This window comes from Terriglobia bacterium (assembly GCA_020073205.1).
Lineage (GTDB): Bacteria > Acidobacteriota > Polarisedimenticolia > Polarisedimenticolales > JAIQFR01 > JAIQFR01.
The window spans coordinates 34580-46285 of record JAIQFR010000023.1; the positions used below are offsets into that span (position 1 = coordinate 34580).

Consider the following 11706-nt stretch of genomic DNA (forward strand, 5'->3'; position numbering starts at 1 on the left):
ATGCACATCGTGCTGCGCCAGTACCACGTCATGGCGGGATGCGACTATCACAACGAGGTCACCGCCACCCCGCCGCCCGTTCCCGCGCCCATGATCCCGCACGTGGTCGGTCACGTCATGCAGGGGTGGGGGATCACGGCGACGGCCCTGATGACGGACGACAAGGTGAAGGCGCTCGGCACGAAGATCATGCAACGCGACACGGACATCGGAAACGGCATCATCCACGTGCCGATTCCTCCCTATCCGCCGTGCGCGCTCCTCCCCCTCATCATCCCGACGAGCGGCTCGAAGTCCTACTTCGGCCCGGCGACGGTGCTGGCCCAGGGCAAGCCCATCGCCGGCGCGGTCCTCATCGTCGTGAACCCGAATCTCAACTGCGCCGACCCGTGCGCCATGCCGCTGAACGTCGTGGTCGCCTGGGGGAACGTGGTCTGCGGAATGACGATCGGCGACATCCTCGGCGGGATCCTCGCCATGGGGATCGACGCCGCCATCACGTTCGGGTTCAACAAGCTGGGAGGGTGGGCTGGCGGGAAGCTGTTCGGGAAGATCACGAACGTGTTCTTCAACAAGATGGCGGAGGGCCTGCTCAGCCAGGCCATCCAGCAGTTGACCGGTTCGCCTCTCGGATACACGAACGCCCCGTTGCACTACCTGCTCGGCGACAACGCCAGCGTCGGGAACTGGGGAGCGGCCCTGGGGCACGCGGCGGGAAGCAAGATCGACGAGCTGCTCGGGGACGCTCCGCCGGCCGCCACGAGCCAGATGCTGGCCTCGCCTCCGGGGACGCCTCCGGCCGGGACGCCCGCGACGAACGGCATCGTGAACGACCCGGGGGTGGAGGAGCTATGAGGGCCTCTTCGCCCACCGAGCAGGTCATGCAGCTCTCGGGGGAGGACGACAAGGGCAGGGCGATCCTCTCCGTCGTCGTGAAGCGGACGTACCGGCTCGCGGCTCGCCGTGAGGGCAGGACGGCCGAATGCGTCCTGGCCGAAGAGCAGCTTCCGCTCCACACGCTGATGGTGGACGAAGCGGATCCCGAGATCGTGTTGCAGGACGCGGACATCTATCCGTGGAAACCGGTGAGCGACGTCGTCGTGCGCGGGCATGCCTACCCGCCGGAAGAACGGGCCGAGTTCACGGCCTCGGTGTCGGTCGGCGCGGTGACCAAGAGCCTCGCGATCGTCGGCGATCGGAGGTGCGCGGTGTCGGCCAGCGGCCGGGTCGTCTTCAGCGAGCCCACACCCTTCGAGAAGCTGCCGCTTCGATACGACCGCGCGTACGGTGGCGTCGACAGGGCCGCCGAGGCGAAACTCGGCAATCCCTACGCGACCCTGATTCCCTATCTCTCCCCCCACCTGCAGGGATCGAGGCACAGCCCTTTTCGTTACCCGCGCAACGGCGTCGGCAGGGGGTACGTCATCGAGGCCACACCGGAGGCCCTCGAGGCGCTGGCCCTGCCGAACATCGAGGACCCGGCCGACCGGCTCTCGCCCAGCCGGCTGGCCGTCGGCTCGACCCGACGTTGGCCCCAGATGCCGCTCCCCTGGGGAACCGATTGGCTGAGCCTCGCCAGCTTTCCGCGCATCGGCTTCCTGGGCGGGACCCCGAGCTACGAGCCGTTCGAGGGCGACTTCCCCGAGGTCCGCCGCGGCTACATGCCCTCGGGGTATCCGCGCAGAGGAACGCCGCAGGAGATGTGGCACGCGCGCGCCTGCAACGCGGGATCCCTCGGCCTGCAGCTGGGGCCGTTCACGCCGGAGAACGTCGGAAACGTCGACTTCGGCCTCGTGAACCTCCATCCGCGGGAGCCGATCCTCTTGTTCCGCCTGCCCAAGGGCGGTCCTCAGATCTCGGTCGACCGCCGCGACGGGAAGCTCGCGCCGACGAAGCCGGTGCTGCACCACGTCGTCATCGAGCCGGATGTCGACCGGGTGTCCGTCGTCTGGCGCGGCTCGGCGCCCGCCTTGCGCCGTTACCTGCTCGAAGAGCTGCTCGCGATGCCGCTTCTCGTCGCATGGTGAGCGGCCTGACCCAGGTGGCCCGATGAACCAACCCTTCGTGCTCGTAAGCAACGCGGCCAGGGAGAGCCGGATCCTGCTCCTGGTGATCGTCTGGGTGTTTGTCGTGTTGCCGGTCGTCGGGCTCATCTGCTGGCGTGTGGCGACCGCGTTCGGGCTCACGGCGGCGAGCATCGCGGGAGGCGGACTGGCCGTCACGCTGATCGTCGTGATGGTGCTCTCGTTCCCGCGCAAGGAGCGCTACACGCTGACGGTCGAGCCCGAGGCGGTCCGTTTGGTCGACGGCAAGGGGAAGCTCCTCGAGACCCTGGCCCCTCGGGCCCTCGAGCTGGAGATCGCCTGTCACGAGTACGTGGGACGGGGCACGATGCGCATCCCGGTCGTCGTGCTGCGGGGCAAGACTCACGAGCTCACGATCGGCGCCAACTCCCTCGAAGAGCCGCCCACCACCGCCCGCCGGGTGCCGGCACCGCGCTTCCTGGTCGAGCGCGCGGAGCTGCCTCGACTCATCGCCGCGGTCAAGGCCGCGCAGGGATCGGCCATGGAGCGTCCCTGACCTTTCACGGGAGTGGAATCGACACGCCGAGGCTCGCGAACGCTCCCGTTCCCGTCGGGCGTCCGGGCCAGTGTCCGGCGGTCTTCACCCCGGCCTCGGCGAAGACGCCCCGCATCCTGCCGCCAAGGGCGGTAAAGCGCGCGCGCACGCCGCCGCCGACGCCGCTCGTTGGCTGTCGCCAAGCCTCGATCTCGCCCCCGATCTTCAGGCCGTCGAGCGCGAGCAGCCGATCTGTCGCCGCCCCGGCGGCGACGATGCGGCCGCGGGGGCCGGCTCCCGCTCGAGCGACGAGCGAGGACCACGCCGCGTCGACGGGAGGGACGCCGCGGGCGGGACCGAGGACGATCTCGAGCGAGGCGACTTCACCGTCGGGCAGCCAGTCCGCTGAGAGGAGCGGGAGGAGGGCGCGGCCGCGAAAGGAGGGGAGGGGAACGCGCGGGAAAGCGTCGCCGTCCAGCACCGCGCGTCCCGCCGTCCAAAGCGACAGCCACAGGCCGGGATCCAGCACGCTCCAGACGGCCTGGCGGCGCAGCCGGCGATAGTTGTCGCGGACGGGCTGCGAGGAGCCGCCGGGGGCGATGCCGGGGTCGCCGGTGTCGCGCTCGATTAGGCGCCCGAGGTAGTTCGCGACGTCGCCTCCGCCCGCCCACTCTCCGTAGAACCCGGCGGGATCGCGTGCGGGATCCGGCGTCGTCCGCACGACGTACGCGTAATCCACCCAGCGGTTGGCGGCCACGAGGAGAAGCTCGAGGGACGACATTGGCCGGCCCGCGACGAGGTCTCTCTCCGCGAGGGTCGCCGTCCGGCTGTTCGACTCCGTGCCGCCGGCGTAGATCCGGAGGACGTCGTCGATGGCGAGACCGCCGGTCGAGAAGGAGGCGTACGAGTCGCGCCCGCCCCAGGGCGAGCCCATGTGGAAGCCCGCGCGCGCGCCGACCTCGCGTGCACGCCCACCGTGGCCGAAGGCCTCGTGCTCCAGGACGCCGAGCCACCATGCGACCGGCAGGTCGAAGAGGACCGTTCTCACCGATCGGGCGGCGACGCCCGGAAATCGGCGGCCCTCGAGAGGACGGAAAGCGTCCGTCTCGAGCCTCGCGATGAGGGCGGCGAAAGTACGGGTGGCGTCGGCCCCGGTCTCGATGGAGACGTAGGGATCGGCGGAGAGCCGGGCGTCGCTCGCGGCTTCCGCGGACGTTCCGCGTTGCGCGGCGGCGAGGAGCGCGATGGCGAGCGCCGCCGGCGCGAGCTTCATCCCGCCAGCGCCGCCGTTCCGATCAGATCGACGACACGTTCGCGATAGGGATCGGCCAGGCTTCGAGCCGCCTCGACATCGATCAGCTCTTCGAAGATCGGGACGCCCGACAGCCGGGTGGCGCTCAGCACGACGCTGTCCGCCGGCCGGAACGTCGGGATCGGGGAGGTCAGCTTGACCAGGGGGAGCTTCCCGGTCTCGGGAAGCTCGACGATCGAGACCTTGAGCCTGATCGCGTCCAGCAGCCGGATCAGCGCAGGATTGCGGTCGAACACCTGCTTGATGACCAGCGCGTTGATCGCGAACTGCTTGAGGTCGGCGTCGCTCCGACCGGCACCTCCGGCGAGCATCTGGCGGGCCTGGGACAGGCTGACCGGCGCCGCGTGCATCAGCACCCAGGACAGGGGAGACTTGACCGTCACCGGGCGGCTCGCGTCGCTCCCCTCGGGCCGATACGCGTACTCCCAGACGTAGAGCGCGAGGTCGGTCGCGATCGGATCGATCGGGGAATCGAGGCGGCCGGTGAGCTTGAACGGCGCGCCGGCGACCTCGCGAAAGGCGGCCTGAAGCTCCGAGAACGCCTTGTCGGCGTCCTTGACCTCCTCGTGCACGGGGGACTTGAGATGGCCCCCGAGGAGCTTGCGCGGCAGCAGGAGAGGGCGCAGGCACCCGAGCCGCTCCTCGGCCTCCCTCAGGATCCACGCGGACACCTCCTGGGTGGCGGCCCGCAGGATCATCATCCGCTCCAGCGTGATCTCGAGTCCGTGCTTCGGTTCGGCCGACATGGGGTGCCTCCGGTGTCAGATCTGAAGGGGCCAGCGCAGCTCCACCTCGCCGGCCCCCGGCAACGATTGCGATCCGGGCCAGCGGACCTTGAGGTAGAGGTCGGATGTGGACGGGTCCTGCTCGTTGGGGAGCACGGCGACCTTGACCGCGTCGGGCTCGGGACGCCCCGCCGAGCCGAGGAGCGAGCGCAGCGCGCGGTCGTAGCCGGAGGCGATCTGATCGGCGTTGCGCCCCGGCACGAGCAAACCCTCGACCGCCATGGCGTAGTTCAGGAGCCGCCCCACGAACATCTGGAACGGCAGCGTGGACTGGAGCTTGGCGCGAGCCCGGTCGACGGGATCCTGATAGTGCTGGGGGGCGTGAACGGAGGGGGCGAAGCGCAGGAAGGCGCGGTCGGAGTCGAGGGGTGACGTGATCGCCATCACCCCGTTGGCCGTGAGATCCCGCTCGACGTCGTCGGAGAGCGAGGTCTCGAGCGGGAAGGAAACGGCCTCGCCTCCGGGCCGGTCGTAGAGGCGCACCGGCAGGTCGTCGACCGTGCCCGAGGCCCGCTGCCCCATCATGTCCGTGCACCAACCGATCCTGCCGAAGGATCGCACCGCGAGCACGGCCACCGCCCAGACCGCGCTGCCCCAGACTCTGGGCTCGTCCGCGCCGCCTTCCAGGCGCTCACGATAACCGAACGCCCGGTCGCCCCACTCGCCCGGCGCGTACGCCGGCCGCAGCAGGATCCGGTTGAACGCGGCGCCGAGCCACCGGGAAGCGCCCGCCTCGCGGAGCCCCCGCCACTTCGTGTACTCGGGCGACCCGAAGCGGTCCTTGAGGCCCGGCATCCGCGCGAGGTCGCCGGCCTTCGACAGCCCGAGGAACCCGACGCCGACGCCAGTGATGACCGGGGCGGACAGGGCGGCGCCTCGTTGCGCGAGCCCCTCCAGGATCTCGATGTCCGCAGGCGTGCGGTCGAACTCGAGGTCGACCACGACGAAGGAGACCGGTTCCGAGGAGATCCCTTGGGACTCCGGGACGACCACGAGATCGTCGAAAGCGGAGAGGATCTGCTCCCGTCCGCAGGCGATCACGTCGATCCGAATCGATTTGTCGAAGTCGGTCCGATCGATCAGGAGCTTGAGGCCGCGCCAGACCGCCTCGAGACGCCGGATCTCCGGGTGGTGCAACAAGGCATCCACCTGCGCCGACAGCGCCGCATCGATCTCCCGGATCGCGCCCTCGACGGCGCGCGGGTCGGCGTGATCCGAGCCGCGAGACGATCGAGCCAGGTCGCGCACCAGGGCATCGAGCCGATCCAGATCGGCCCCGCGCCCCGACGGCTCGCCCTCGGGCAGGGCCACCTTCTCGAGGAGCGCGTCGAGACCGCCTTCCTGCACGCGAGCCGGGGCCTGCGGAGCGGCTGCCGGCTCCGCCTCGAGCAGCGCCGACCTCACCCGCTCCAGTACGGCGGAGCGGCTCTCGAGCGAGCCGGCGAGGCTTCGCACGTCGTCCAGCCGGAGCCTCGCCGATTTCAATTCCCCGAGAGCCGCGCGCAGCCGGAGCAGGTCGTGCGCGGCAGGGATCGCCTCGGCCAGAGCCTCGGGACGGAAAGCCTTCAGGTCGCCGATCGCGACGTCGACGATCCGCGGCTCCGCGGCGCTCCCCAGGCGGTCCGGAACGTCGACGAGAGCGTGAAGATCGAATCCTTTGAGCACCTCGTCGAACGACCCGCGATCGACGGGAACCCGCCGACGGCGCTCGGTCGATTGCCCGGTCCTGGGATCCCGGGGCGTCAACTCCGCGAATACCACGACCTTGAGCGGCATGTCCGGGAGCGATTCTCCGCTGGCGCCGAACCCCGCCTCGACGTGCTTTACGCCACCTTTCCCGTGGTCTTGGTTCATGGGTCCCTCTCCGCCCGCGCGGCGCCGTCCGACGTGCCTCGCGGATCGACGGTCGGCCGGAAAATCGTCGCGCCGCCGCGGTCATCTTACACGGGGAAGAGCGCGCCAGGGCCACCTTTCTGAGGATGGGGCGGGGCCGGGGCAGGCCGGCGGGCTGGGGCCGCGCTCAGCGCAAGAGGGAGCGCCGAGCGGACTCCGCGTCCGGGTACAGCGGGATCACCTGCAGTAGCATGGTCGTCGAGAGCAGGGCCTGCACCCTAGGCGACGCCCCCGCCAGCACGAGCTTCCCAGAAACCCTCGTCACCGAGACGTACACCGACGCCACCGCGCCGAGGCCGGCGGAGTCGATCCGCTCCAGCTTCGCGAGGTCGAGGACGAGACGGGGCGATCCCCGAGCCTCGATTTCGTGAATCGCGTCCAGGAGGACTTTCGTCGAACCGTCGCCGCACAGGCTTCCAGCGAGGGCCACGGAGACCACCCCGTCCGCTTCGCGAACGTCGCGGATCGGGGACGTTCCCTCCTGGGTCACGCGGAATCCTCCGTCCGGAGCTCCTTTTTCGGCGGACGCAGCGTCCGAGCGGAGCGGATTGTAGCAGAGGGGGGGGCAGCGCAGGCTCGTCTTTCCTGCGTCGGGCGCGTAACATCTCCCGAGAAGTGAAGGAGGTGGCGAACCCGTGGGAGGAACGTTGACCATCGTGGTTGCGCTCCTGGTTGCGGCGGGGTCCGAGGCGCCTCAGGCCGGGGCGGAGCCGCCGCCCGCACCCCAGGTCGCCCCAGCGGCGCGTGCGGCGCCTTCCCCGAAGCCCGACGAACCGGCCTGGCTCGGCTTCTTTCTCGGCGACGCCCCCGACGGCGGCGTCAAGGTGATCGCGGTGGTCGACGGCGGGCCCGCCGCGAAGGCGGGGATTCACGAGGGAGATCTCCTCCTCCTCCTGAACGACCGGCCGGTGACCGACCGCGAGAGCCTGCGGGAAGCCGTCGGCGGGCTGCGCCCCGGCGAGAGGGTCGTGCTAGAGATCCTCCGCAACGGCAAGGTGGAAAGCCGTGAAATGAAGGTCGAGCCGAGGGTGATCCGTCTCAGGGTCCCTTCGAACACTCCCCGAGCCGTGCCACCGGGCGCACGGGCCGAGCGGGAGGCTCGCGCGCTCGTGGAGGCGTACGGCGACGGGAGAGGTCCGGGCGTGAGCCTGGCGTCCATCCCTCGTGAATTGAGGCTGCACTACGGCGCCCCGGCGGACGCGGGCGTTCTGGTGACCGAGGTCGAGACCGAGAGCCCCGCGGCCGAGGCCGGCCTCAAGGTCGGGGACGTCCTCGTTCGTGCTGGCGGCAAGCCGCTCCTCGATCCCAACGATCTGGAGGTGCAGCTCGCCCTTCGCGCTCCCGCCGCACCGTTCAGCATCGATGTCGTGCGCGGCGGAAAATCGCTGACCGCCTCCCTCGCCGATGCTCACGACGCCGCGGAGCGGCGGAACCGCGCCGCGCGAATGGCCGAGATCGAGGCGGAGATGGCGACGCTTACCGCGCGGATCGAGGCGCTCAAGCGCGAGATCGAGCGGCTCGGGAAGACGCCCTGAGCCCCCGTCGCTCTTGATTCCGGCGTGCTTCGAACCCGCTCCGCTCAGGCAGCGCCTGCCGGTTCGTTGTCGCGGCGCTCGTCGAGCGGCGGAAACAGCTCGAGAAGCTCGCCGAGCGATCCGAGCACCGGGGCCCCGGTTCGGAGGAGGTCCTCGCGCTCGGACGAGCCACCGGGCACGAGGATGACGGGGACCCCGGCCCGGGCCGCCGTCTCCACGTCCAGCACCATGTCGCCGACGTAGACGGCCTCGCCCCGACCGATCCGCATGGCATGGAGGCACCGCTCGATCATCGGCGGCTCGGGCTTCGCGGCGCCGGCGGTGTCCGGCCCTTCCACGGTCACCAGAAGGCCTCCCATCCCGAGGCCCTCCAGGATCGGTCTACCGAAGCGGGCCGGCTTGTTGCTGGCGACGGCCAGCAGGTACCGTCGCGACCGGAGCTCCCGCAGGGTTAGGACGGCGTCCGGGAGGGCCGACGTGGCCTCGGCGTAGACCTCCGCGTAGCGCTGGCGGAAGATCCGGACCCCCTCCGCGGCGCGGTCCGTGCCGAGCACGTCGGCCATGAGCGCCTCGAGCCCCCGACCGACCCGGCGGCGTACGTCCCGCTCGTGGAGCGGGTCGAGGTCGAACGCCTTTCGGGCCGCGTTCACGCTGAGCGCGATGGCGCCGTAGGAGTCGACGAGGGTGCCGTCGAGATCGAAGACCAAGCCCCGCACGGCTGCCGGTGGCCGGCGGATCGGCTCGCCCATGCTGGGGTCACTCTTCGGCGTCGAAGTGAAAATGGACCCCGCGAAGGGCGGCGGAGTGCCGCTTCAGATTGAAGCGTCCCTGCTCGCAGTCGAGGCAACCGTTGGAGGTCTTGAACTTGGTACGGATCGCGCAGTCCGGCGACGGATACCAGACCTGGTACCGGAGGCAGAAGAAGTCGTCCGAGGGGCCGCGGTGCAGGCAGCGCATGCGGCTCGGCGCGGGATTCGGCTCGTTGTAGTCGATGTCGGCCATGAGCTTCGCGCGGCCCCGCCTGTGGGAAACGATGGGTCAAATGGAAGCGGCAAGTATAGCATGCGAGACGATTTCGCCCGGGGCCCCGGCGGTGGTATCGTCCGCGGCGGGGAGGAAGGGTGATCTCGTACAGGGCGGGCATCATCGGGGCGACGGGACTGGTGGGCCAGCGCCTGATCGAGAGGCTCTCCGGCCATCCGTGGTTCGGTCTCGCGGTCGTGGGTGCCTCGGAGCGGTCCCAAGGCCGGAGCTACCGCGAGTGCGTTCGCTGGGGGCTCTCCGAGGATCCCCCCGAGGACGCGGCGTCGCTTACGGTCCAGCCGTGCGTTCCCGACGCGTTCGAAGGGTGCGACTTCGTCCTGTCGGGGCTGGCGGCGACGGCGGCTCGCGAGATCGAGCCGCGGTTCGTCGCCGCGGGATTCCCGGTCATCAGCAACGCTTCCGCGTTCCGAATGGAGCCGGACGTCCCGCTGCTCGTCCCGGAGGTGAACGCCTCCCATCTCTCCCTCCTGGCGGCGCAACGCCGGCGGACCGGCGGGGGGTACTGGATCACGAATCCGAACTGCTCGGTGACCGGGCTCGTCATGGCGCTCGCCCCCCTCGACCGTGCGTTCGGCGTGCGGCGCGTCGTGGTGGCCACGTACCAGGCGCTCTCCGGGGCGGGACTCGAGGGACCGCGCGGGCTCGAGATCGTGGACAACGTGATCCCGTGGATCGCGGGCGAGGAAGAGAAGATCGAGCCCGAGACCCGCAAGATCCTCGGCCGGGCCGGGGAGGACGGGCTCGTGGAGTCCGACGCGCGCGTGTCGGCCCACTGCCACCGGGTCGCGACGCTCGACGGGCACCTCGAGGCGGTTTCCGTGGAGCTGGAGCAGTCCGTGTCCCCGGAGGAGGCTGCGCGGGAGCTTGGGGAGTTCCGGGGCGACGTTCAGGGTCTCGGACTCCCCTCGGCGCCACCACGTCCGATCGTGGTGCGGACCGAGGAGGACCGCCCGCAGCCACGCCTCGACCGCGGGGCGGGCGACGGCATGTCCGTCGTGGTCGGACGGGTCCGTCGGTGCTCCGCCCTGACGCTGCGCTTCGAGGTGCTCTCGCACAACGCGGTCCGTGGGGCCGCGGGCGCCACGCTCCTCAACGCGGAGCTGCTGGCGGGGAAGGGGATGCTCGCCGCGGAGGTCCGCCGTTGATCGTGATGAAGTTCGGCGGGACCTCCGTCGCCGACGCGGGGAGGATCCTGGGGGTCGTCGAGATCGTCCGGCGTCATCTCGACCGGCGGCCCGTCGTGGTGGTCTCGGCCCTCGCGGGAGTGACGGACCTCCTGGTGCGGGCCGTGGACGCCGCCCGGCGCGGCGACCGCGAAGCGCTCGAGCCGGTCCTCGCGGACGTGGAGAGGCGCCACCGCTGGGCGCTCGCCGGCTCGATCGAGGATCCGACTCGCCGGCACGACCTTTCGCTCGAGGTGGACGCGCTGTTCGAGGATCTCCGGCAGCTCCTCCGCTCGGTGAGGATCCTGGGGGAGGGGACGCCGCGATCCTCTGACACCCTCCTCTCGTTCGGCGAGATCCTCTCCTCACGCCTGGTCGCCTCGGTGCTCCAGGACCGGGGGCTTCCTGCGCGGTGGGTGGATCCCCGCGAGGTCTTGATCACGGACGCGACCCATGGGGCGGCGGAGCCGGACCTCGAGGAGGTGGCGCGGCGCGCCGAGGCGCGGCTCGCCCCGATCCTCGAGTCGGCGGAGGTTCCCGTGACGGGGGGATTCGTTGGAGCGACCCGGGACGGAAGGACCACGACAGTCGGGAGGGGCGGGTCCGACACCTCGGCCGCGGTGATCGGCTCCGCGATGGGGGCCGCCGAGATCCAGATCTGGACGGACGTGGACGGCCTGATGACCGCCGATCCCAAGCTGGTGCCGGCGGCGAGGACGATCCCGAGGGTGTCGTTCGCGGAGGCGGCGGAGCTCGCCTACTACGGCGCGAAGGTCCTGCACCCCTCTTCCATCGCTCCCGCGGTGAGGCGCGCGATTCCCGTCCGGGTCCTGAATTCGCTGGCTCCCGACGGCGATGGGACGCTGATTCTCGCGGAGGGCGACCCGCTGGCGCTCCCGATCGTGTCGGTGGCCAGCCGGGGCGGGGTTCGGAGCGTGAGAATCGCCTCGAAACGCATGCGCCTCGATACCGGCTTTCTCCCTGCCGTCCTCGCCGAATTCGACCGGGCGGGACTCGTGCCGGACCTCTTGGTCTCGTCCGAAGTGGCCGTCAGCGTGGCCGTCCGGTCGGAATCGCCGCTCGACGGGCCAAGGCGGGCCCTTTCCGGGATCGCCGAGGTCGACGACGCCCCGGGCAGAGCCCTCTTGAGCGTGGTGGGCTCCGGGCTCGCCCGGGAGGGCCGGATCCGCGGGCGGGTGCTGTCGGCCCTGGCGGAGACCGAGCCGGAGATCGTGGCTCTCGGAGGTTCGGGTTCGAGCGTGACGGCGGTCATCCGAGAGGACCGGCTGGCCGAGGCGGTCCGGGGACTCCACCGCCGGTTCTTCGAGGACGGCGGAGAGGAGGAGCGATCGTGAGGGTGGCGATCGTCGGCTACGGGAAGATGGGGCGCGAGATCGAAGCCGCGGCGATCGCGA

At 70.7% G+C, this 11706-nt stretch carries 12 protein-coding genes; 6 read left to right on the top strand and 6 right to left on the bottom strand.

Annotation, left to right across the window (positions count from 1 at the left end; all coding sequences use genetic code 11):
- Genes LAO51_07000 through LAO51_07010 form a run of 3 tightly spaced genes read left to right on the top strand, consistent with a single transcriptional unit; the run spans position 1 to position 2580 of the window.
- Entirely contained in the window at positions 1-855 is an 855-nt protein-coding gene (locus LAO51_07000) for a hypothetical protein (GenBank protein ID MBZ5638494.1), read from the top strand.
- Positions 852-2027: a DUF2169 domain-containing protein gene (locus LAO51_07005; protein MBZ5638495.1), complete on the top strand. Its 1176-nt coding sequence runs from the start codon at positions 852-854 to the stop codon at positions 2025-2027. The genes LAO51_07000 and LAO51_07005 overlap by 4 nt, the downstream gene beginning before the upstream one ends.
- Before the next feature lie 22 nt (positions 2028-2049).
- A complete protein-coding gene (locus LAO51_07010) occupies positions 2050-2580 on the top strand; it encodes a hypothetical protein (GenBank protein ID MBZ5638496.1) in 531 nt (176 codons plus the stop codon).
- Positions 2581-2584: 4 nt separating this feature from the next.
- Here LAO51_07010 and LAO51_07015 read toward each other — a convergent pair whose 3' ends face one another.
- From LAO51_07015 to LAO51_07030, 4 genes are all read right to left on the bottom strand, one after another.
- Entirely contained in the window at positions 2585-3832 is a 1248-nt protein-coding gene (locus tag LAO51_07015; GenBank protein ID MBZ5638497.1) for a hypothetical protein, read from the bottom strand.
- Entirely contained in the window at positions 3829-4617 is a 789-nt protein-coding gene (locus LAO51_07020) for a hypothetical protein (GenBank protein ID MBZ5638498.1), read from the bottom strand. Before LAO51_07020 ends, LAO51_07015 begins: the two co-directional genes overlap by 4 nt.
- 15 nt (positions 4618-4632) lie before the next feature.
- A complete protein-coding gene (locus LAO51_07025) occupies positions 4633-6510 on the bottom strand; it encodes a type VI secretion system contractile sheath large subunit (protein ID MBZ5638499.1) in 1878 nt (625 codons plus the stop codon).
- 166 nt (positions 6511-6676) lie between these two features.
- Positions 6677-7039 carry an STAS domain-containing protein gene (locus LAO51_07030; protein ID MBZ5638500.1) on the bottom strand — a complete coding sequence of 121 codons (363 nt, stop codon included), beginning with the start codon at positions 7037-7039 and terminating at the stop codon, positions 6677-6679.
- 157 nt (positions 7040-7196) lie between these two features.
- On the opposite strand from LAO51_07030, the gene LAO51_07035 reads away from it, so the two are divergent.
- Positions 7197-8084 (top strand): PDZ domain-containing protein, encoded by an 888-nt coding sequence (locus LAO51_07035; GenBank protein ID MBZ5638501.1) that lies wholly within the window; start codon positions 7197-7199, stop codon positions 8082-8084.
- 44 nt (positions 8085-8128) lie between these two features.
- Here LAO51_07035 and LAO51_07040 read toward each other — a convergent pair whose 3' ends face one another.
- Positions 8129-8833 (bottom strand): HAD family hydrolase, encoded by a 705-nt coding sequence (locus LAO51_07040; GenBank protein MBZ5638502.1) that lies wholly within the window; start codon positions 8831-8833, stop codon positions 8129-8131.
- A gap of 7 nt (positions 8834-8840) precedes the next feature.
- A complete protein-coding gene (locus LAO51_07045; protein MBZ5638503.1) occupies positions 8841-9086 on the bottom strand; it encodes a hypothetical protein in 246 nt (81 codons plus the stop codon).
- 119 nt (positions 9087-9205) lie between these two features.
- Here LAO51_07045 and asd point away from each other — a divergent pair, with 119 nt between their 5' ends.
- Positions 9206-10273, top strand: a complete 1068-nt coding sequence (gene asd, locus LAO51_07050; GenBank protein MBZ5638504.1) for an aspartate-semialdehyde dehydrogenase — start codon at positions 9206-9208, stop codon at positions 10271-10273.
- Positions 10270-11646, top strand: a complete 1377-nt coding sequence (locus tag LAO51_07055; GenBank protein ID MBZ5638505.1) for an aspartate kinase — start codon at positions 10270-10272, stop codon at positions 11644-11646. Before asd ends, LAO51_07055 begins: the two co-directional genes overlap by 4 nt.
- Positions 11647-11706: the final 60 nt, after the last annotated feature.